This is a genomic window from Pseudomonas sp. LB3P14 (genome assembly GCF_054898045.1).
The window spans coordinates 3,798,675-3,821,059 of the sequence record NZ_CM142714.1; the positions used below are offsets into that span (position 1 = coordinate 3,798,675).

At 60.3% G+C, this 22,385-nt stretch carries 17 protein-coding genes, 1 tRNA gene and 2 pseudogenes; 13 read left to right on the top strand and 7 right to left on the bottom strand.

Going from position 1 to position 22,385, the window contains the following annotated elements:
- Window positions 1-93: 93 nt before the first annotated feature.
- Both ACYZT5_RS17670 and edd read right to left on the bottom strand, forming a co-directional pair.
- Complete coding sequence (locus ACYZT5_RS17670; protein ID WP_462046703.1) at window positions 94-1,047, bottom strand: glucokinase; 954 nt, start codon at window positions 1,045-1,047, stop codon at window positions 94-96.
- Window positions 1,044-2,870 carry a phosphogluconate dehydratase gene (gene edd, locus ACYZT5_RS17675; RefSeq protein WP_462030798.1) on the bottom strand — a complete coding sequence of 609 codons (1,827 nt, stop codon included), beginning with the start codon at window positions 2,868-2,870 and terminating at the stop codon, window positions 1,044-1,046. Before edd ends, ACYZT5_RS17670 begins: the two co-directional genes overlap by 4 nt.
- A gap of 220 nt (window positions 2,871-3,090) precedes the next feature.
- Here edd and gap point away from each other — a divergent pair, with 220 nt between their 5' ends.
- From gap to ACYZT5_RS17700, 5 genes and pseudogenes are all read left to right on the top strand, one after another.
- Window positions 3,091-4,092 carry a type I glyceraldehyde-3-phosphate dehydrogenase gene (gap, locus tag ACYZT5_RS17680; RefSeq protein WP_140676771.1) on the top strand — a complete coding sequence of 334 codons (1,002 nt, stop codon included), beginning with the start codon at window positions 3,091-3,093 and terminating at the stop codon, window positions 4,090-4,092.
- A gap of 30 nt (window positions 4,093-4,122) precedes the next feature.
- Window positions 4,123-4,587, top strand: coding sequence for a methylglyoxal synthase (locus ACYZT5_RS17685; RefSeq protein WP_462046704.1), 465 nt, complete (start codon window positions 4,123-4,125; stop codon window positions 4,585-4,587).
- 479 nt (window positions 4,588-5,066) lie between these two features.
- A pseudogene (locus tag ACYZT5_RS17690) lies at window positions 5,067-6,158 on the top strand (methyl-accepting chemotaxis protein); the annotation flags it as partial.
- A gap of 378 nt (window positions 6,159-6,536) precedes the next feature.
- Window positions 6,537-7,064: pseudogene (locus tag ACYZT5_RS17695) on the top strand (methyl-accepting chemotaxis protein); the annotation flags it as partial.
- Window positions 7,065-7,203: 139 nt separating this feature from the next.
- Complete coding sequence (locus tag ACYZT5_RS17700; RefSeq protein WP_462046705.1) at window positions 7,204-8,532, top strand: CoA transferase; 1,329 nt, start codon at window positions 7,204-7,206, stop codon at window positions 8,530-8,532.
- 111 nt (window positions 8,533-8,643) lie between these two features.
- Here ACYZT5_RS17700 and ACYZT5_RS17705 read toward each other — a convergent pair whose 3' ends face one another.
- Window positions 8,644-9,507, bottom strand: a complete 864-nt coding sequence (locus ACYZT5_RS17705) for a DNA-3-methyladenine glycosylase family protein (RefSeq protein ID WP_462046707.1) — start codon at window positions 9,505-9,507, stop codon at window positions 8,644-8,646.
- A gap of 190 nt (window positions 9,508-9,697) precedes the next feature.
- On the opposite strand from ACYZT5_RS17705, the gene ACYZT5_RS17710 reads away from it, so the two are divergent.
- The 8 genes from ACYZT5_RS17710 (at window position 9,698) to ACYZT5_RS17745 (ending at window position 19,351) form a co-directional block, all read left to right on the top strand.
- Entirely contained in the window at window positions 9,698-10,063 is a 366-nt protein-coding gene (locus ACYZT5_RS17710) for a DUF5064 family protein (RefSeq protein ID WP_462046708.1), read from the top strand.
- A gap of 191 nt (window positions 10,064-10,254) precedes the next feature.
- The gene (locus ACYZT5_RS17715; protein WP_462046709.1) at window positions 10,255-11,763 is read left to right on the top strand and encodes a sigma-54-dependent transcriptional regulator; all 1,509 of its coding nucleotides are present in this window, start codon (window positions 10,255-10,257) and stop codon (window positions 11,761-11,763) included.
- A gap of 429 nt (window positions 11,764-12,192) precedes the next feature.
- Entirely contained in the window at window positions 12,193-12,576 is a 384-nt protein-coding gene (gene gcvH, locus ACYZT5_RS17720; RefSeq protein WP_449643494.1) for a glycine cleavage system protein GcvH, read from the top strand.
- A gap of 12 nt (window positions 12,577-12,588) precedes the next feature.
- Entirely contained in the window at window positions 12,589-15,441 is a 2,853-nt protein-coding gene (gcvP, locus tag ACYZT5_RS17725) for an aminomethyl-transferring glycine dehydrogenase (protein ID WP_462046710.1), read from the top strand.
- Between the two features lie 167 nt (window positions 15,442-15,608).
- Window positions 15,609-16,985, top strand: coding sequence for an L-serine ammonia-lyase (locus ACYZT5_RS17730; RefSeq protein ID WP_462046711.1), 1,377 nt, complete (start codon window positions 15,609-15,611; stop codon window positions 16,983-16,985).
- Between the two features lie 42 nt (window positions 16,986-17,027).
- The gene (gene gcvT, locus ACYZT5_RS17735; RefSeq protein ID WP_462046712.1) at window positions 17,028-18,152 is read left to right on the top strand and encodes a glycine cleavage system aminomethyltransferase GcvT; all 1,125 of its coding nucleotides are present in this window, start codon (window positions 17,028-17,030) and stop codon (window positions 18,150-18,152) included.
- Window positions 18,153-18,553: 401 nt separating this feature from the next.
- Entirely contained in the window at window positions 18,554-18,766 is a 213-nt protein-coding gene (locus ACYZT5_RS17740; RefSeq protein WP_003227496.1) for a cold-shock protein, read from the top strand.
- A 96-nt stretch (window positions 18,767-18,862) separates the two neighbouring features.
- Window positions 18,863-19,351: an RDD family protein gene (locus ACYZT5_RS17745; protein WP_462046713.1), complete on the top strand. Its 489-nt coding sequence runs from the start codon at window positions 18,863-18,865 to the stop codon at window positions 19,349-19,351.
- 60 nt (window positions 19,352-19,411) lie between these two features.
- Here the strand turns inward: ACYZT5_RS17745 and nadA are convergent, their stop codons facing one another.
- The 4 genes from nadA to queE form a co-directional block, all read right to left on the bottom strand.
- On the bottom strand, window positions 19,412-20,470 hold the full coding sequence (gene nadA, locus ACYZT5_RS17750) for a quinolinate synthase NadA (RefSeq protein WP_462046714.1): 1,059 nt from the start codon (window positions 20,468-20,470) through the stop codon (window positions 19,412-19,414).
- Window positions 20,471-20,741: 271 nt separating this feature from the next.
- Window positions 20,742-20,817 (bottom strand) — tRNA-Lys (locus ACYZT5_RS17755).
- A 63-nt stretch (window positions 20,818-20,880) separates the two neighbouring features.
- Window positions 20,881-21,573, bottom strand: coding sequence for a 7-cyano-7-deazaguanine synthase QueC (gene queC / locus ACYZT5_RS17760; RefSeq protein WP_462046715.1), 693 nt, complete (start codon window positions 21,571-21,573; stop codon window positions 20,881-20,883).
- Between the two features lies 1 nt (window position 21,574).
- Window positions 21,575-22,222: a 7-carboxy-7-deazaguanine synthase QueE gene (queE, locus tag ACYZT5_RS17765; protein WP_462046716.1), complete on the bottom strand. Its 648-nt coding sequence runs from the start codon at window positions 22,220-22,222 to the stop codon at window positions 21,575-21,577.
- Between the last annotated feature and the right edge of the window lie 163 nt (window positions 22,223-22,385).

Consider the following 22,385-nt stretch of genomic DNA (forward strand, 5'->3'; position numbering starts at 1 on the left):
ACGCTCCGCGTGGGAATGCCTCAAGGGACGCTCCGCGTCCAGTGACGCGGAGCGTCACGGGCTGCATTCCCACGCGGAGCGTGGGAACGATCATTACTGCGTCTGGTCGAGCGCCACACCCGCGCCAACAAGGCCGGAGTACGGCGCCGTCACCAGCCACACCGGGATGCCTTTGAAGTAATCGCTCATGCATCCCTTGTCGGCAAAGCACCGGGCAAAGCCGCTTTCAATGAAGAAATTGGCGAACCGCGGAATCACCCCGCCCACGATGTACACACCACCCCGTCCGCCCGTGGTCAGCACGTTGTTGCCGGCCACACGACCCAGCCAGCAGCAGAACTGCTCAAGCACTTCCAGGGCAATCGGATCGCCGGCCAGACCGGCAGCGGTAATCGACTCGGGGGAATCCAGCACGGGCTCATGACCGTCCACCGCACAAATCGCCCGGTAAACCCGAGGCAAACCGCTGCCGCTCAATGCCGTTTCAGCGCTGACATGGCCGATCTCGTTGAAGATGTGTTGCCACAACTGAGTTTCACGTGGGCTGCTCAACGGCAAATCGACATGACCGCCCTCCCCCGGCAACGCGGCAAACCGCCCTTCACCGAGATCCAGCAACGTGCCGACGCCGAGGCCCGTGCCGGGACCAATCACCACCGCCGGTCGCAACGGTTCCGGCGTGCCTTCGCAGACCACCCGAAACTCGTCCGGCTGCAAACGGGTCATGCCCAGCGCCATGGCCGAGAAGTCGTTGACCAGCAACAGTTGATCCACCTGCAAGGTCTTGCAGAAACCCTTGCGGCTGAGTCGCCAGTGATTGTTGGTGAACTTGAATTCATCGCCACTCACGGGACCTGCCACCGACAGGCACACCGAACCGATCGAACCCGGCGCCAGGCCAAGCCCGCTCAGGTAGAGAGCAATGGCCTCTTCCGGGCTGGCGTGGTCGGCCGTCGCCAGCACCTGGATCGATTCCAACTGCTGGTTTTTCCACAACGCGAAACGTGCGTTGGTCCCACCGATGTCACCGACCAAAGCCAGTTTCAATTAAGCGTCTCCAGGGCAGAAGTAAAGGCGCTGGCGCCCTGCTCCGCCGAGCTGAAGGCCATGCGCATGAAACCAAACAGTTCGCGACCGCTGCCAATGTTATTGCCCAACAGGCCCTTGGCAGGTTCGCGCGCCGCGAATTCTTCGGCGTCCACCTTAAGCTCCAAGGTGCCTTTGACGCCATCGACGCGGATGATATCGCCCTCTTGGACGCGCGCCAAAGCGCCACCCACATACGCTTCGGGACTGACGTGAATCGCCGCCGGAATTTTCCCCGACGCACCGGACATGCGCCCGTCGGTGACCAACGCCACTTTGAAGCCACGATCCTGCAGCACGCCGAGGAACGGCGTCATCTTGTGCAGCTCCGGCATGCCGTTGGAACGCGGGCCCTGGAAGCGCATCACAGCGACAAAATCCTTCTCCAGCAAACCGGCCTTGAACGCATCGGCCAAGTCCTGCTGATCCTGGAACACCATGGCGGGTGCTTCGACGATCTGGTTTTCCAGCGCCACGGCGGAAACTTTCATCACGCCACGGCCGAGGTTGCCTTCCATTACCCGCAAGCCGCCCTCTGGCGAGAATGCGCGAGCGACCGGACGCAGGATGGTTTCGTCGAGGCTTTCGATCGGACCTTCGCGCCAGACCAGTTCGCCATTTTCGAGGAACGGTTCCATGGTGTAGCGGCTCAGGCCATGGCCCAGAACCGTGTTGACGTTTTCGTGGAGCAAGCCGGCTTCCAGCAGTTCGCGGATCAGGAACGACATACCGCCCGCGGCCTGGAAGTGGTTGATGTCGGCTTTGCCGTTCGGATAGACGTGGCTCAGGGTCGGCACCACCTCGGAGAGGTCGGCCATGTCCTGCCAGGTCAATTGAATGCCCGCCGCCATGGCGATCGCCGGCATGTGCAGCGTGTGGTTGGTCGAGCCGCCGGTGGCGTGCAGGGCCACGATGGAGTTGACCAGCGAACGCTCGTCGACGATTTCGCCGATCGGCATGAAGTCGCCGCTCTGCTTGGTCAGACGCGTGACCTGATGCGCCGCTTCGCGGGTCAGGGCATCGCGCAACGGCGTGTTCGGGTTGACGAAAGAGGCGCCCGGCAAGTGCAGGCCCATGACTTCCATCAGCAACTGGTTGGTGTTGGCGGTGCCGTAAAAAGTGCAGGTACCAGGGCTGTGGTAGGACTTCATCTCCGATTCCAGCAGCTCTTCGCGACTGGCCTTGCCTTCGGCATAGCGCTGACGGACGTCGGCTTTCTGCTTGTTGGAAATGCCCGAGACCATCGGCCCGCCCGGCACGAAGATCGTCGGCAAGTGACCGAAGCGCAGCGCGCCCATCATCAGGCCCGGCACGATCTTGTCGCAGATGCCGAGCATCAGCGCGCCGTCGAACATGTTGTGGGACAGCGCCACGGCGGTGGACAGCGCAATCACTTCGCGGCTCGGCAGGCTCAGTTCCATGCCTGGCTCGCCTTGTGTCACGCCATCGCACATGGCCGGGGTGCCACCGGCGAACTGGCCGACAGAGCCGATTTCACGCAGGGCTTTTTTGATCTGTTCAGGAAAGACTTCGTAGGGCTGGTGCGCCGAGAGCATGTCGTTATATGACGAAACAATCGCAATGTTCGCGGAGTTCATCATTCGCAGACTGTTCTTGTCGTCGGTGCCGCACCCGGCTACGCCGTGGGCGAAGTTGGCGCACTGCAGCTTGCCGCGCATCGGACCGTCGCTGGCAGCACCACGAATCAGTGCTAGGTAAGCCTCACGCGTGGCGCGGCTGCGGGCGATAAGCCGTTCGGTGACCTCAAGGACGCGGGGATGCATGTGTAGAACTCCAGGCTAACGGATATGGCGACCTGATTGTCTATGCTGAGCAAGAACCGTTGTCGATGGGATGACAGACGGTTTTCTTGTTCGGTCGGACCAGTTGATTCAGGTCACTCGTTGTAGATTGAACAAAATATTGCCATTAAAAAGGCTTGTTTTCTATTTTTATGCGAATAATCTTGTAATTCCAACAACAAAACGACGGCGGCCCTGTTAAATGACTCTTCGAATCGCAATCAATGGTTTTGGCCGAATTGGCCGTAACGTCCTGCGCGCACTGTATACCCAAGGTTATCGCCAGGACCTGCAGATCGTTGCCATCAATGACCTGGGCGACAGCGCGATGAACGCTCATCTGCTCAAGTACGACACCGTTCACGGCACGTTCGACGCCGATGTCCAGCATGATCTGGAAAGCCTGACCGTCAACGGCGACCGTATTTCTGTCAGCGCCATTCGTAACCCGGCCGAACTGCCCTGGGCCGCGGAAAAGATTGATGTCGTGTTCGAATGCACAGGTTTGTTCACTGACCGAGACAAAGCCGCCGCGCATATCACGGCCGGCGCACGCAAAGTGATCATCTCGGCCCCGGCCAAAGGTGCCGACGCCACCGTGGTGTATGGCGTTAACCACGACATTCTGCGCCAGTCCCACCAGATTATTTCCAACGCGTCGTGCACCACCAACTGCCTGGCCCCCGTCGCTCAAGTGCTGCACCGCGAACTGGGCATCGAAAGCGGTTTGATGACCACGATCCACGCCTACACCAATGACCAGCACCTGACCGACGTCTATCATGTCGACCCGTATCGTGCACGTTCGGCCACCCAGAACATGATCCCGAGCAAGACCGGCGCCGCAGAAGCGGTGGGCCTGGTGCTGCCGGAACTGGCGGGCAAACTGACCGGCATGTCGGTGCGCGTACCGGTGATCAACGTGTCGCTGGTGGACCTGACCGTGCAGCTCAAGCGCGAAGCGTCGGCCGATGAAGTGAACGCACTGCTCAAAGAAGCCAGCCAGCACTCGAAGATTCTTGGCTACAACACCCTGCCGCTGGTCTCCAGCGACTTCAACCATAATCCGCTGTCGTCGATCTTTGACGCCAACCACACCAAGTCCAGCGGCAAGTTGCTCAAGGTATTGGCCTGGTACGACAACGAATGGGGCTTCTCCAACCGCATGCTCGATAACTGCCTGGCGCTGTGCAACGCTGAATAACCCGCCGTGAAAAAGCAGGAGCAGCAACCGATGATCGGTATCAGCTTTACGCAAAAGACCATGGCAGCGCGCAAGCGTATTGCCTTGGTCGCCCATGACCACTGCAAGGTGTTTTTGCTGGACTGGGCCGAGCGGCAGAAAGACAGGCTCGCGCAACATGAACTGGTCGCCACCGGCACAACCGGGTTGTTGTTGCAACAACGCCTGGATCTGCCTGTGGAGAGCATGATCAGCGGTCCATTGGGCGGCGACCAGCAACTCGGTGCGCGAATCGCCGAGCAGCGGGTCGACATGTTGGTGTTCTTCTGGGACCCGTTCGAACCACAGCCGCACGACCCGGACATCAAGGCGTTATTGCGAGTCGCGGCGGTCTGGAACATTCCCGTCGCCTGCAACGAATGCAGCGCCGACTACCTGCTCAGCAGCCCGATGATGGAGCAGGAGCACGAACATCGGATCCCCGATTACGCAACCTATCTGCTGGGCCGCGCCTAAACCTTCACCGTGGTGCTGGAACAGGTTTACGCCAGCACCCCGGAACTGGCCTGGCTAAATGCGCCCTTCTGTGGGCGCTTGCTCCTGCAGGAGGACTTGACGATCGAGCCTCCTGCCTCACCCTGCCGCGCGACCGGAATCGTTGCCGATAATCTCCTGAATTTCTGTCCTTTTCAGGGCATTTTCCTGCGCAAACGATCACCTATTACCGTTCGTCGGCTTCGCGTTCATGCAACCTGCGCCCCCGCCGATGTGCATGAAATGGCGCTGAATGGACTTGGCGAACCGGGTCGATCCCGACTCACAGCCAACACCTCATCCATTCGCGAGTTCGTCCTATGTTCGACTCTCTCTCCATCCGCCTGAAAATCGTCCTGCTGTCCGGTCTGTGCCTGCTTGGCGTGGTCGTCTTGATCGTCGGCATGAACTTCTACCAGACCGATCAGAACGATGAGCTGGTCAGTGCCTCCAGCAGCAAGATGCTCACCGCCAGTGTGCAGAACCTGCTCCAGGCCAAGGCCGCCGAGCAAGCGGTGCGGGTGCAGAAGACGTTCGGTGAAAGCCTGCTGGTGGTGACCGCCCTGGCCGATCAGATCAAGGACTTGCGCACCCTGGCGAGCAAGCGCTCCCTTGAAGCTGGCGCGCTGCGCGAAGAGTTGAACCAGAGCCTGAAAACCGCCTTCGAGCGCAACAGCAAAGTGCTGGGGATCTGGCTGGCATTCGAACCCAATGGTCTGGACGGCAAGGACAGCGAGTTCGCCAACGATGCGGCTCGCCAGTCCAACGAAGCCGGTCGTTTCGCCAGCTACTGGAGCCGTGCCGGCGGCGCCGGGATCAACACGATCATGGTCGAAGATGACATGACCAAAACCACCTTGAGCCTCAGCGGCACACCCTATAACAGCTGGTACACCTGCCCTCGCGACAGCAAGCGTACCTGCCTGCTCGACCCGTATGCCGATACCGTCGCCGGCAAGGAAATGCTGATGACCACCATTTCCGTACCGCTGCTGGTGGATGGCAAATCCATCGGCGTGGTCGGTGTGGACATTGCCCTCGACGCGCTGCAAGCGGCGGCTGTCGACTCACAACGTGATCTGTTCAACAGCGCCGGGCACATGCTGATCGTCTCCGGCAGCGGCGTGCTCGCCGGTTACAGCGTGGACGCGAGCAAGGTCGGTAAAAGCATCGGCGACACCCTGGGCGCGGACGGCAAGGACGTCCTGCAACTGCTCAGCGGTGGTACGCCGAAAATTCTCGAACAGGGCGACCTGATTCGCGCGGTGTACCCGGTCAGTCCGATTGCCGAGTCCAAAGCCTGGGGCGTGGTGATCGACCTGCCGAAACAAGTGCTGCTGGCCGACTCGGTAAAGTTGCAAGCCGTACTCGATGACGCCCAGCAAAGCGGCACCCTCAAAGCGGTGTTGGTGGCGGTCATTGCCGGCCTGGTCGGCCTGGTGCTGATCTGGCTCACGGCGTCCGGCGTGACTCGGCCGATCAATAGCGTGGCCGAGATGCTCAAGGCGATTGCCAGTGGCGACGGCGACCTGACTCAACGTCTGCACTACAGCAAAAAAGACGAACTGGGCGAACTGGTCAGCTGGTTCAACCGTTTCCTCGACAAGCTGCAACCGACCATCGCGCAGATCAAACAAAGCATCACCGATGCGCGCGGCACGGCCGACCAGTCCTCGGAAATCGCCCGCCAGACCAGCGAAGGCATGCAGGTGCAGTTCCGCGAAATCGACCAGGTCGCCACTGCGTCGAACGAAATGAGCGCCACCGCACACGACGTCGCCAACAGTGCCTCGAACGCGGCTAACGCGGCCAAAGGTGCTGATCAATCAGCCCGCGATGGCATGTCGATCATCGAACGCAGTACCCGCGACATCAATCAACTGGCCGACGAAGTCAGCAAAGCGGTGACCGAAGTCGAAGCGCTGGCGGTCAACAGCGAGCAGATCGGCTCGGTGCTGGAAGTGATCCGCAGCATCGCCGAACAAACCAACTTGCTGGCGCTCAACGCGGCGATTGAAGCAGCCCGTGCCGGAGAAAGCGGTCGCGGGTTTGCGGTGGTCGCCGATGAAGTGCGCAACCTGGCCAAACGCACACAGGACTCGGTGGAAGAAATTCGCATCGTGATCGAACGCATCCAGACCGGCACCCGCGGCGTGGTTGCCACCATGCATTCGAGCCAGACCCAGGCCCACAGCAACGCCGGGCAGATCCAGCAGGCGGTGCAGGCCTTGAGCAAAATCAGCGACGCGGTGACGGTCATCAGCGACATGAACCTGCAAATCGCCAGCGCCGCCGAACAGCAAAGCGCCGTGGCCGAAGAGGTCAATCGCAACGTCTCGGCGATCCGCACCGTCACCGAAACCTTGACCGGGCAGGCCACCGAGTCAGCGCAGATCTGCAGCCAGCTCAACTCGTTGACCACCCATCAGATGAAATTGATGGATCAGTTTCGGGTGTAATGATCGTTCCCACGCTCTGCGTGGGAATGCAGCCGGGGACGCTCCGCGTCCCAAAGCGGACGCAGAGCGTCCATTGAGGCATTCCCACGCGGAGCGTGGGAACGATCTATCATGAAGCCCTCTTCCCGGAGGGCCTTCGATGACTGATTTACTCACGTCCATTCAAGCCGCACTCGGCTTGCCTCACACCCAGGTCAAGTTCACCTCGAGCGGTGCCCTGCCCTCGGCGTTTGCCGTCACCGACCTGGCGTGCGCCAGCATTGCCGCTGCCGGCCAGACTGTCAGCGAATGGCTCCAGCAACAAACCGGTCGCTTACCCACCCTTGAGGTCGACCGCCGCCTGGCCTCATTCTGGTTCGCCACTTCAATCCGCCCGGTAGGCTGGAGCATCCCGCCGCTCTGGGACCCGGTCGCTGGTGACTACGTCACAAAGGATGGCTGGATCCGCCTGCACACCAACGCGCCCCATCACCGCGCCGCTGCCGAAAAAGTGCTCGGTGCCTGTGCCGACCGTGCAGCGATGGCGAGCAAGGTTGCTCAATGGGCCAAACGTGATCTGGAGCAGGCCGTGGTCGATGCCGGTGGTTGCGCCGCCGAGATGCGTACCTGGGCGCAATGGCAGGCGCATCCCCAAGGTCAGGCCGTGAACGCCGAGCCGCTGATTCAGTTTGCTGATAACAGCCGCCAGAACGCGAAACCATGGCAAGGCTCGGTGGCGCAACCGCTGGCCGGGATCAAGGTACTGGATTTAACCCGAGTGCTCGCAGGCCCGATTGCCAGCCGCTTTCTGGCAGGCCTTGGCGCCGACGTTTTACGTATCGACCCACCGACCTGGAACGAACCGGGCGTGGTGCCGGAAGTCACCCTGGGCAAACGCTGCGCGCGCCTGGACCTGCACGACAAGACTGATCGCGCGGTGTTCGAAAGCCTGCTCAAGGACGCTGACATTCTGCTCCACGGCTACCGCGCGGACGCACTGGAACGCCTGGGTTACGGCGTCGCCGAACGCCAGAAACTGGCGCCCGGCCTGATCGACGTCAGCCTCAATGCCTACGGTTGGAGCGGCCCGTGGCAGAACCGTCGCGGCTTCGACAGCCTGGTACAAATGAGTAGCGGGATCGCCGACACCGGCATGCAGTGGAAACACGCGGACAAGCCGATGCCATTGCCATTGCAAGCGCTCGATCACGCTACCGGGTATTTGATGGCGGCCAGTGCGATTCGATTATTGGGGCGCGGTGGATCGGCGCGCTTATCGTTGGCGCGTACGGCGAAGTTGCTGATTGAAAACGGCGCGGGGACGGATGAGCCGTTGCGGGCAGAAGATGACAGCGATCAAGGGATGTTGGTTGAACAGACCCCTTGGGGGCCGGCGCATCGACTTCATGTGCCATTGAAAATAACGGGGACACCGTTGCAGTGGGCACTTGCTGCTGGAGAATTAGGTTCACATCGCGCGCAATGGTAAACCACTGATCGTTCCCACGCTCTGCGTGGGAATGAATCCCGTGACGCTCTGCGTCACAGTGAACGCGGAGCGTCCATAGCTGCATTCCCACGCAGAGCGTGGGAACGATCATCAGTCGGGCCGGGAGAGTGAAGTCCAAAGAAGCTGCGCCGCATATCCTCGATAAGGTCTCCAACCTTCAGCTCGCTGCAACAACCCCCGAGCCGTCACCGCCTCACCTTCAAGCGCCGCCAGCGCATTGATCAACCCCACATCCCCGCTCGGAAACGCATCCAGATCGCGCAACTGTCGCAAGGCAATGTACTGCGCCGTCCAGTCACCAATGCCGTGCAACGCCAGCAGTCGCGCAACGCCGCCCTCCCGATCCGGCTCAAACAACAAAGGATCATCGAGCAAGGCCTGCGCCACACCCGACAGCGTTCGACCACGGCTTTTCGGCATCCCCAACGTGGCCAAATCCACTGACGCCAAAACGGCAGCCTGAGGAAACACATGGGTCACGCCGGGCAGCGATGAAGCCAACGGCTCGCCATACTGCGCCACCAGTTTCCCCGCCAATTTGATCGCCGCGCCCACGCTAATCTGCTGCCCCAACACCGCACGAATCGCCAGTTCCAGACCGTCCCACGCCCCCGGCACCCGCAACCCCGGACGCTCGGCAATCAATCGCGCCATCAAGGGATCAACCCCCAGCTGCCGATGAATCGTTGCCAGGTTCGCCTCCAGATCAAACATCCGCCGCAGCCGCGCGATGATCTCGGGCACAGCCGCTGAATCAGGGAAATCCAGCGTCAACTCAAGTGCATCCGCCGCCGCAGGCTTGATCGAAATCGTGCCATGAACACCTTTCAAGCCGATGCTGCGCGAGTAAACGCCATCGACGACTGCCTCGACCCCGACAATCGCCCGCGCCGACAAGAACCCCAGCATCGCCGACCAGTCATAGGGCGGCGGGTACTCCAGCAGCACCTTCATAACGCCTCCATTTGCCGATGAGACCACGCTGGGCAGGATGAACTAAGTTCGCCCGACAGACTGGAAAAGTCGTGATGATCGGTTCACTCTCGGACTCGGCGACACCCGGATTAGCGATCAATAAAAGAAACTCCGAGGGCAGGCTTGAGGTCTGCCCTGATTCAATGCCTTTTTGAAGGAGAGACGCCAAATGGCAACGTTCGAGCCCGGTCACCTGCACATCGAGCGCCACGCGCTGAACAAGGATGATTACAGTTACAGCCTGAGCATCGACTATGAAGTCAGCCAAGACCCCAAGGAAGGTCAGGGCATGCTCTTCAAGATGCATGGTTCGGTCGAGGGTAAGGACCTGAAGGAAGAGTTCTTCTTGCCCAAGGATCAGGCATTCGACTTCGCCCGGCATGCCACGCGCATCGCGCAGAAGTACGGGATGCCCAAAGAGGCCAGTATCGGCTCGATACACAAGGAGTACGACGCCATGTTTGAAGATGTGCGGGCGCAGCTCGACGTCAAATCCGGCGACCCGGTGAAACCTGAGCATTTGGATCGGATCTGAAGGCCTGTGATCGTTCCCACGCTCAGCGTGGGAATGCATCCCCTGACGTTCCGCGTCAGCGTGGACGCGGAGCGTCCATGGCGGCGTTACCACGCAGAGCGTGGGAACGATCAGCGACCTGGAATTTCACCTAACCCTCTCCTCCAAGGCATACTTGCCACCCTCCGCACTCCAGAACCAAAAAACGCCCCATGCGTATCCACGTCAGCTTCATCGACCGCGTCGGCATTACCCAGGAAGTCCTGGCCTTGCTCGGTGGGCGCAATCTCAATCTGGATGCGGTGGAAATGGTCCCGCCCAACGTCTATATCGACGCCCCGACCTTGAGCCCGGAAGTCCTCGAAGAGCTGCGCGATGCGTTGTTCAGCGTGCGCGGCGTGCAAGCAGTGACGGTGGTCGACATTCTTCCCGGTCAGCGTCGGCACCTGCAGCTTGATGCGTTGCTCGCGGCCATGACCGACCCGGTCCTGGCGCTGGACAGTGCCGGCAAGGTGTTGCTGGCCAACCCGGCACTGATTGCCTTGTACGGGCGCGAGCCTGACGGCGAAAGCATTGCTGACCTGTTCGCCGACCCGACACTGCTCGAAGCCCTGCTGGAAAACGGCTTCCGCCTGCCGCTGCGGGAAGTCACCGTCAACGGCCAGACGTTGCTGTTGGATGCCACACCGATTACCGACGCCGGCGCCCTGCTGACCCTGTATCAACCGAACCGCATCGGCGAACGCCTTTCGGCGCTGCACCACGACCATGCCGAAGGGTTCGATGCGCTGCTCGGTGAGTCTCCGTCGATTCGGACCCTCAAGGCCCGCGCCCAGCGCGTTGCGGCCCTCGATGCGCCGTTGCTGATCCAGGGCGAAACCGGCACCGGCAAAGAACTGGTTGCGCGTGCCTGCCACGCCATCAGCGCTCGACACAGTTCGCCCTTTTTGGCGCTGAACTGCGCGGCATTGCCGGAGAACCTCGCCGAAAGCGAACTGTTCGGCTACGCCCCCGGCGCCTTCACCGGTGCGCAACGGGGCGGTAAACCGGGGCTGATGGAACTGGCCAACCAGGGCACGGTGTTTCTCGATGAGATCGGCGAGATGTCGCCGTACTTGCAAGCCAAATTGCTGCGCTTCTTGAACGACGGCAGCTTCCGCCGGGTCGGCGGGGATCGTGAGGTGAAGGTCAATGTACGGATCCTCAGCGCCACGCACCGCGATCTGGAAAAAATGGTCAGCGAAGGTTCGTTCCGCGAAGATTTGTTCTATCGCCTCAACGTCCTGAACGTCGAAGTCCCGCCCCTGCGCGAACGCGGCCAGGACATCCTGCTGCTCGCCCGCTACTTCATGCAGCAGGCCTGCGCGCAGATTCAGCGCCCGGTCTGTCGACTCGCGCCGGGCACTTATCCGGCACTGCTGGGCAATCGCTGGCCGGGTAACGTGCGGCAATTGCAGAACGTAATCTTCCGCGCCGCCGCCATTTGCGAAAGCAGCCTGGTCGATATCGGCGACCTCGATATCGCTGGCACCTCGGTGGCGCGCCAGAGCGACAGCGACGTCGACAGCCTCGAACAGGCCATGGAAGAGTTCGAGAAAACCCTGCTGGAAAAACTCTACGTCAGCTACCCCTCGACCCGCCAACTGGCCAGCCGCCTGCAAACCTCTCACACGGCAATTGCCCATCGGTTGCGCAAGTACGGCATTCCCAACAAACCCTGAAGCTTGATCGTTCCCACGCTCTGCGTGGGAATGCAGCCCGGGACGCTCCGCGTCCCAAAGCGGACGCAGAGCGTCCATTGAGGCGTTCCCACGCGGAGCATGGGAACGATCATGTCAGCTTCAAAAATCGTGCTTAAAAACGACCTCCATCTGTACTGAAAGCGCTACAGTGGAACGATATCGCTACACACTCTCCCGATCACCGCTGTGCAAGGCTTTGATCCACTTAGGCTTTTTTCTTTGCTTCTGGCTGTAGCGATTTCGCTACAGCCATTATTGTCGTGCACATTGAAAAAACACCTAAGCAATTGATTTATAACGATTAAAAAACATTGGCCGCGATTTTGCTTAGTAGCCATCCATAAAGCAGGGCTTTGCCCGCATTCAATCGCGTCCACCAGACGAGTCTGGCCCCCCTTAGGAGTTTCCATGAGCGAGTTGCGTTTTACTGAAGATCACGAATGGCTGCGTACCGAAGCTGACGGCACCGTCACAGTCGGCATCACCGCTTTCGCACAGAACGCCCTGGGCGACGTGGTTTTCGTACAACTGCCTGAGCTGCAGTCCTACGACAAAGGCGCTGAAGCCGCCACCGTGGAATCGGTAAAAGCCGCCAGCGGCGTGTACATGCCACTGGACGGTGAAGTGCTGGAAGTGAACCCGGCGCTGGACAGCAGTCCTGAACTGGTCAACGAAGATCCGCTGGGTGAAGGCTGGTTCTTCCGCTTCCAGCCAAGTGATGCCTCGGCTGTCGCCAAACTGCTGGATCAAGACGCTTACGACCGTCTGATCAAAGCCAACGCCGAAGCCTGAGGAGCGCCCGACATGACTCAAGTAAACCTTAGCACCGCCAACGAATTCATCGCGCGCCACATCGGCCCGCGTGCCGGCGACGAGCAAGCCATGCTCAACAGCCTCGGCTTCGACTCGCTGGAAGCCCTGAGCGCCAGCGTCATTCCCGACAGCATCAAAGGCACCAGCGTCCTCGGCCTCGAAGACGGCCTGAGCGAAGCCGAGGCCCTGGCCTCGATCAAAGCCATCGCCGGCAAAAACCAGCTGTTCAAGACCTACATCGGCCAGGGTTACTACGGCACCCACACGCCGTCGCCGATCCTGCGCAACCTGCTGGAAAACCCGGCCTGGTACACCGCGTACACGCCGTACCAGCCGGAAATTTCCCAGGGCCGTCTCGAAGCGCTGCTGAACTTCCAGACCCTGATCAGCGACCTGACCGGCCTGCCGATCGCCAACGCTTCCTTGCTCGACGAAGCCACCGCCGCCGCCGAAGCGATGACCTTCTGCAAACGCCTGAGCAAGAACAAGGGCAGCCACGCGTTTTTCGCCTCGGTGCACTGCCACCCGCAAACCCTCGACGTGCTGCGCACCCGTGCCGAGCCGTTGGGCATCGACGTAATCGTTGGCGACGAGCGTGAATTGAGCGACGTGACGCCGTTCTTCGGCGCCCTGCTGCAATACCCGGCGAGCAACGGTGACGTCTTCGATTACCGCGCGTTGACCGAACGCTTCCACGCCGCCAACGCGCTGGTCGCGGTCGCGGCGGACCTGCTGGCCCTGACCGTGCTGACCCCGCCGGGCGAATTCGGTGCCGACGTCGCCATCGGCAGCGCGCAACGCTTCGGCGTGCCGCTGGGCTTCGGTGGCCCGCACGCGGCGTATTTCTCCACCAAGGATGCGTTCAAACGCGACATGCCGGGCCGTCTGGTCGGCGTGTCCGTCGACCGTTTCGGCAAGCCGGCGCTGCGCCTGGCGATGCAGACCCGCGAGCAACATATCCGCCGCGAGAAGGCCACCAGCAACATCTGCACCGCCCAGGTCTTGTTGGCCAACATCGCCAGCATGTACGCCGTGTACCACGGCCCGAAAGGCCTGACGCAGATCGCCCAGCGCGTGCATCACCTGACCGCGATTCTGGCCCAAGGCTTGAGCGCCCTCGGTCTGAGCGTTGAGCAAGCCAGCTTCTTCGACACCCTGACGATTAAAACCGGTGCGCACACCGCCACGCTGCACGACCTGGCACGCGCCCAACGCATCAACCTGCGCGTGGTCGATGCTGAACGTCTGGGCCTGTCCCTCGACGAAACCACCAGCCAGGCCGACGTCGAAACCCTGTGGGCCCTGCTGGCCGACGGCCAAGCGCTGCCAGATTTCGCCGCCCTCGCCGCTTCCGTTCAAGCGACCATTCCAGCGGCACTGGTTCGTCAATCGCCGATCCTCAGCCACCCGGTGTTCAACCGTTACCACTCGGAAACCGAGCTGATGCGCTACCTGCGCAAGCTCGCCGACAAGGACCTGGCGCTGGATCGCACCATGATCCCGCTGGGTTCCTGCACCATGAAACTCAACGCCGCCAGCGAAATGATCCCGGTGACCTGGGCCGAATTCGGCGCCCTGCACCCGTTCGCCCCGGCCGAGCAAAGCGCCGGCTACCAGCAACTGACCGATGAACTGGAAGCGATGCTTTGCGCCGCCACCGGTTACGATTCGATTTCGCTGCAACCGAATGCCGGTTCGCAAGGCGAGTACGCCGGCCTGCTGGCGATTCGCGCCTATCACCAGAGCCGTGGCGAAGACCGTCGCGACATCTGCCTGATCCCCTCGTCCGCCCACGGCACCAACCCGGCCACCGCCAACATGGCCGGCATGCGCGTGGTCGTCACCGCCTGCGATGCCCGTGGCAACGTCGACATCGAAGACCTGCGCGCCAAGGCCATCGAGCACCGCGAGCATCTCGCGGCATTGATGATCACCTACCCGTCGACGCACGGCGTGTTCGAAGAAGGCATCCGCGACATCTGCGGCATCATTCATGACCACGGCGGCCAGGTGTACATCGACGGCGCCAACATGAACGCGATGGTCGGCCTCTGCGCACCGGGCAAGTTCGGCGGCGACGTGTCGCACCTGAACCTGCACAAAACCTTCTGCATCCCGCACGGCGGTGGCGGCCCGGGCGTCGGCCCGATCGGCGTCAAGTCGCACCTGACGCCGTTCCTGCCGGGCCACGCGCAGATGGCACGCAAAGAAGGCGCGGTCTGCGCCGCACCGTTCGGCAGCGCGAGCATTTTGCCGATCACCTGGATGTACATTCGGATGATGGGTGGCGCGGGTCTGAAGCGCGCATCGCAACTGGCGATCCTGAATGCCAACTACATTTCCCGGCGCCTCGAAGAGCACTATCCCGTGCTGTACACCGGCAGCAACGGCCTGGTGGCGCACGAATGCATCCTCGACCTGCGCCCGTTGAAAGACAGCAGCGGCATCAGCGTCGATGACGTCGCCAAACGCCTGATCGACTTCGGCTTCCACGCCCCGACCATGTCGTTCCCGGTCGCCGGCACGCTGATGATCGAGCCGACCGAAAGCGAATCCAAGGAAGAACTGGACCGCTTCTGCGACGCCATGATCCGCATCCGCGAAGAAATCCGCGCAGTGGAAAACGGCACCCTGGACAAGGACGACAATCCGCTGAAAAACGCCCCGCACACCGCGGCGGAGCTGGTCGGCGAGTGGACGCATCCGTACAGCCGTGAGCAAGCGGTGTATCCGGTCGCGTCGCTGATCGAAGGCAAGTACTGGCCACCGGTCGGTCGGGTCGACAACGTGTTTGGCGATCGCAACCTGGTCTGCGCCTGCCCGTCGATCGAAAGCTACGCTTAAACAAGTGAGGGGCGGGTTCGCTCGCCCCCACTTTCAAGAACACCACATTCCCCTGTAGGAGCGAGGCTTGCCCGCGAAGAGGCCATAAAGACTGCCAAAAGCTTCGCGGGCAAGCCTCGCTCCTACAGTTTCGCGTTGCGCCTATAACAAGAAACCGGAGAACAACCATGTCGTTAAGCGTGTTCGACCTGTTCAAGATTGGCATCGGCCCCTCCAGCTCGCACACCGTCGGCCCGATGCGTGCTGCTGCGCGTTTCGCCGAAGGTTTGCGCCGTGAAGGGCTGCTGGCAGCGACCACCTGCGTCAAAGTCGAGCTCTACGGATCACTCGGCGCCACCGGTAAAGGCCATGGCAGCGACAAGGCTGTGTTGCTGGGCCTGGAAGGCGAACACCCTGACACCGTGAACACCGAAACAGTCGCCACCCGCCTGCAAGAGATTCGCAGCAGCGGTCGTCTGAACCTGCTCGGTGAGCACTCCATCGAATTCAATGAAAAACTGCACCTGGCGATGATTCGCAAACCGTTGGCCTATCACCCCAACGGCATGATCTTTCGCGCCTTCGACGCTGCCGGCCTGCAAATTCGCAGCCGCGAGTACTACTCGGTCGGCGGCGGTTTTGTGGTCGATGAAGACGCCGCTGGCGCCGACCGCATCGTCGAAGACGCCACGCCACTGACCTTCCCGTTCAAAAGCGCCAAGGACCTGCTCGGACACTGCGCTACTTATGGCTTGCCGATCAGCCAGGTGATGCTGACCAACGAAAGTGCCTGGCGCCCGGAAGCGGAAACTCGCGCCGGCCTGCTGAAAATCTGGCAAGTGATGCAGGACTGCGTCGACGCCGGTTGCCGTAACGAGGGCATTTTGCCCGGTGGCTTGAAGGTCAAACGCCGTGCGGCAGCGCTGCATCGGCAACTGTGCAAGAACCCGGAATCGTCCCTGCGCGATCCGCTGTCGGTACTGGACTGGGTCAACCTCTATGCACTGGCGGTCAACGAAGAAAACGCCAACGGCGGACGCGTGGTGACTGCACCTACAAACGGTGCGGCAGGGATCGTCCCCGCCGTTTTGCATTACTACATGCGCTTCATCCCCGGCGCCAACGAAGACGGCGTCGTGCGTTTTCTGCTGACCGCGGCCGCGATCGGCATTCTCTATAAAGAAAACGCCTCGATCTCCGGCGCTGAAGTCGGCTGTCAGGGTGAAGTCGGCGTGGCCTGTTCCATGGCCGCCGGCGCCCTATGCGAAGTACTGGGCGGCACCGTGCAGCAAGTGGAAAACGCCGCCGAAATCGGCATGGAACACAACCTCGGCCTGACCTGCGATCCGATCGGCGGGCTGGTGCAAGTGCCTTGCATCGAGCGTAACGCCATGGGTTCGGTGAAAGCCATCAATGCTGTGCGCATGGCCCTGCGCGGCGACGGTCAGCACTTCGTCTCCCTCGACAAGGTCATCCGCACCATGCGCCAGACCGGCGCCGACATGAAAAGCAAATACAAGGAAACCGCCCGTGGCGGTTTGGCGGTCAACATTATCGAGTGCTGATGCGCGCGCATTGGCATCTGCACACTTTTTCAGGAGCTGGATATGTCCACCGAACAACTGTTGAAAACCCCGTTGCACGCACTGCACATCGAACTCGGCGCCCGCATGGTGCCGTTTGCCGGCTATGACATGCCGGTGCAATACCCGCTGGGCGTGATGAAAGAACACCAGCACACCCGTGATCAGGCCGGGCTGTTCGATGTCTCGCACATGGGCCAGATCCGATTGACCGGCGCCAATGCCGCCAAGGCGCTGGAAACCCTGGTGCCGGTGGACATCATCGACCTGCCGGTGGGCATGCAGCGCTATGCGATGTTCACCAACGAAACCGGTGGCATCCTCGACGACCTGATGGTCGCCAACCTGGGGAACGACGAACTGTTCCTGGTGGTCAACGCCGCCTGCAAGGATCAGGACCTGGCGCATTTGCGCAAACACATCGGCGACCAGTGCTCCATCGAACCGCTGTTCGAAGAACGTGCGTTGCTGGCGCTGCAAGGTCCGGCCGCGGTCACCGTACTTGCACGCCTGGCCCCTGAAGTGGCGAAGATGACCTTCATGCAGTTCGCCCGCGTGAAGCTGCTGGGCGTGGAGTGTTTTGTCAGCCGTTCGGGCTACACCGGTGAAGACGGTTTTGAAATCTCCGTACCAGCCGCCAACGCCGAAGCCCTGGCTCGCGCCCTGCTGGCCGAGCCTGAAGTGGCGGCCATCGGCCTTGGTGCTCGCGACTCCCTGCGCCTGGAAGCCGGCCTGTGCCTCTACGGCCACGACATGAACACCGAAACTACGCCGATCGAAGCAAGCCTGCTGTGGGCCATTTCCAAGCCTCGCCGCGCTGATGGCGCACGTGCGGGCGGCTTCCCTGGTGCTGAAACCGTGTTCGGACAGCAACAAGCCGGTGTCAGCCGCAAGCGCGTTGGCCTGTTGCCTCAGGAACGCACGCCGGTGCGCGAAGGTGCAGAAATCGTCAATGAAGCAGGCGACATCATTGGTGCAGTTTGCAGTGGCGGTTTCGGTCCGACGCTGGGCGGCCCGTTGGCGATGGGTTACGTCGACAGCGCTTACATCGCTCTCGAGACGCCGGTATGGGCGATTGTTCGTGGGAAAAAGGTGCCTTTGCTTGTAAGCAAAATGCCATTTGTTCCACAACGCTACTACCGCGGCTGATTGACTGTTTCTATAAGTAACGCGATTGCGTTAACAGTGCACTAATGTGTAACGCAACCGCCATGAAACAGTGCATCACTTTACCGTAAGCTTCGTTTATGAACGTTGCATATAACAATCGAAAACAATTGAACACCGCTATCGCATAAGCCCGCACTAGTTGCGACAGAAACGCACCGACACGAGCAAATACGGGCCCTCCACAGGGCTTGTTTTTTCTCCCGAAGTTGGCGTAGAGTTTGTTCACTGTGTTTGCATGGGTCGCTTGGAATCGTGACCTGGGCAGTAGCCTACAAGTTAGCTACATCCCGTTCGACGTCTTCTTACTCTCCTGCAACCAGCCCCAGTACTCTTTCACAAGAAGGAGGCTGTCATTAATTTTTGCGTCAAAGGAATAAGAAATGTCCACACGTCAGAGCGGTACCGTCAAGTGGTTTAACGACGAGAAAGGTTTTGGTTTTATCACTCCAGAAAGCGGTCCGGATCTGTTCGTGCATTTCCGCGCTATTCAGGGCAACGGCTTCAAGAGCCTGAAAGAAGGCCAAAAAGTGACGTTCGTTGCTGTGCAAGGCCAGAAAGGCATGCAGGCTGACGAAGTACAAGCAGAAGCCTAATCTTCTGTTACGAAAAAGCCCCTGATGCTGACATCAGGGGCTTTTTTGTGCGCGTAAATCCGTAAAATGGCTTCTTTTTTCCGTCCAGAGGCTGCCATGTCGAAACACCTGCTCAAACCCCAGGGCGACTTCCCCGCCGCCACCCTGGGTCGTCGCCTGGCAGCGATGTTCTATGACTTCTTGTTGTGTACTGCTCTGCTGATTGTCACCAGCGGCATTTACAAGATGATCCAGATGGCAATCATCGGCGAAGACAAAATGCGCACCTTGACCGAGGCCGGCGCACTGGATGGCGATCCATTGCTGTCAACGGTGCTGCTGTTTGTGCTGTTCGGCTTCTTCGCCAAGTTCTGGACCTGGTCCGGTCAGACGCTCGGCATGCAGGTGTGGTGCATTCGCGTACAAAACACCGACGGCTCATCCATCAGTCTGTGGCAGGCGCTGTTGCGCTTTGTGGTGTCGATTGCGTCGCTGTTGTGCGTTGGGCTGGGGTTCATCTGGTCGCTGTTCGATAAACAGAAACGTAGCTGGCATGACATGTATTCCAATACCCAGCTGGTACGGATTCCGAAGAAAACCAAGTAATCCGCCAGATGCAAAAACGCCCCGATCAGATCGGGGCGTTTTTTTGCTCACTGCCGACGATCAGGCATTACCGGCCAGCTTCATCCGCGCAGCCTGGGTAAAGTCGAGCATGCGTTTGAGCGGCCGAATCGCCTGCGGAATCAACGCCCGATCGACAAAGATCTCATTCGCCCCCTCCTTCAAGCTCTTCAGCAGGCGCTCAAGGGTGTTCATCGCCATCCACGGGCAATGTGCGCAGCTGCGGCACGCTGCGCCATTACCGGCCGTTGGCGCTTCGATGAAGACCTTGTCCGGGCACAGCTGCTGCATCTTGTAGAAGATGCCGCGATCGGTGGCGACGATCAGGGTCTTGTTTGGCAGGCTCTGCGCTGCCGCAATCAACTGACTGGTGGAGCCGACGGCATCCGCCAACTCGATCACCGACGTTGGCGACTCCGGATGCACCAGAACCGCTGCGTCCGGGTACAGCGCCTTCATGTCTTCGAGCTGTTTGGACTTGAACTCTTCGTGAACGATGCAGGCACCGTCCCACAGCAGCATGTCCGCGCCGGTCTGGCGCTGGATGTAGGTGCCCAAGTGTTTGTCCGGGCCCCAAATGATGGTTTCGCCGTTATCCATCAGGCTTTCTACGATCTCCAGCGCGCAGCTTGAAGTCACCACCCAATCCGCCCGGGCTTTGACCGCTGCCGAAGTGTTGGCATACACCACCACGGTACGTTCCGGGTGCTGATCACAGAACGCCGAGAACTCGTCCACCGGGCAACCCAGGTCCAGCGAGCAGGTCGCTTCCAGAGTTGGCATCAGGATGCGTTTTTCAGGGTTGAGGATTTTGGCGGTCTCGCCCATGAACTTCACACCGGCGACCACTACGGTCTTGGCCGGGTGAGCGCTACCGAAGCGGGCCATCTCCAGCGAGTCGGAGACGCAACCACCGGTTTCTTCGGCCAGGGCCTGAATCACCGGATCGCAATAGAAGTGAGCAACCAGCACCGCGTCCTGAGCCTTGAGCTCGGCAGCAATGGCGGCACGGTAATAAGCTTCCTCCTCGGCAGTCAGCGGCTTGGGCTGCTTGGCGTCAAGGTGGGCTTGAACTAGAAGGCGTTCGGAAATCTGCGTCATGTTCGCAAGACCTGCAGGCGCTTTCGCGCGAAAGTCGAGTATACACCCGGCTCCGGACCCTTCAGGGTACCGCCGGGAAAGTGAGTATCATCAGGCACGGACAACGTTGAAGCTGCGCAAGGCTACAGAATATCCAGTGGATGCAAAAGATGATTCTGACCTGCGTCACGGGTTGCAGCCCGGAACTGGGTGAGCTCAAATCGCGGGCAAAAAAAAATCCGGAAATCCTCACTTGCGTGGGCCTTCCAGACTTTTAAAACTGCTACAAAAATGGTGGGTCGTGTGGGATTCGAACCTACGACCAATTGGTTAAAAGCCAACTGCTCTACCAACTGAGCTAACGACCCGCTGTGTGGTGGCGCGTATAATACTGATTTTTAAGGACTATTCAACACCTAATTTGAAATAAATCAAAAATAAGGTGTTGGGTCGCTGATTCCGGCCGCCGCAAAGCCTTCTGCACGCAGTCGGCAGCTGTCGCATTTACCGCACGCACGGCCGTTATCGTCGGCCTGATAGCAGGAAACTGTCAGCCCGTAATCGACGCCCAGCTTCACGCCTGCCTGGACGATCTGCGCCTTGCTCATGTTCTGCAATGGCGCCTGAATACGGAAGCCATTCCCTTCTACACCGGCCTTGGTCGCCAGATTGGCCATGCGCTCGAACGCTTCGACGAACTCGGGACGGCAATCCGGGTAACCGGAGTAATCCACCGCGTTCACACCAATAAAGATGTCACGCGCGCCGAGCACTTCAGCCCAGCCCAACGCGAGGGACAGAAACACCGTGTTGCGCGCTGGCACGTAAGTCACCGGAATACCTTCACTCGGTGTTTCCGGCACATCAATGGAGCTATCAGTCAGTGCCGAACCGCCGATGCCGTTCAGGTTCAAACCGATCACCTTGTGCTCGACCACACCCAAGTCACGAGCAACGCGCTCGGCGGCATGCAGTTCAGCACGATGACGCTGACCGTAATCGAAGCTCATGGTGTAGCAGCTGTAGCCTTCAGCACGGGCCATCGCCACGACGGTCGCCGAGTCCAGGCCGCCGGACAACAGGATGACCGCACGCTTTTCCACAGTGTTCAGTTGTTCAGTCATTTCAGCGCCCCGGCTCGTCATTCCAAAGATATTTATGCAACTGCAATTGCAGACGCACTGGCAGGTTGTCCGCCACCACCCAGTCAGCCAGGTCCCGAGCATTGAGGTCATGGTGACTTGGCGAGAACAGGACTTCGCCGGCACGCTGATCCAGACCGTACTGGATCAGCTTGGACACGGCCCAGTCGTAGTCTTCCCGCGAGCAGATGACAAACTTCACCTGATCGTTGCGCGTGAGCAGTTCGATGTTCTCGTAGCGGTTGCGGTGGGCTTCTTTCGAACCCGGGGTTTTCAGGTCGACAACGCGACTGACCCGTGGATCGACCGCCGAGATATCCAGGGCACCGCTGGTTTCCAGCGAGACCTCATAACCGGCGTCACACAACTGCTTGAGCAATGGGATGGCGTTGGGTTGCGCCAGGGGCTCGCCGCCCGTGACACAGACGTAGCGCGGACGAAAACCGGCCACTTGCTCGATGATGTCATCGAGCGGGCGAAGGGTGCCGCCGGTGAACGCGTAGGCGCTGTCGCAGTATTGGCAACGCAACGGGCAACCGGTCAGGCGCACAAAAACAGTGGGCAGCCCGGCAGTCCGCGTTTCACCCTGCAACGAGTAGAAAACTTCGGTGATTCTCAATGTGTCTTGCATAGTCGCCACGGGCATAACAGCTAAACAGGCTGTCCGCCTCCGTCAGGCACTTCAAGGAACCCCGCCACCGCGTAGATCCCAAAAAGCGTGTTTCATAAAAAGGGCGTGAATTCTAACGAAAAAACCCGCGACAAGCGCGGGTTTCTTCGAAACAGGTCAAGCA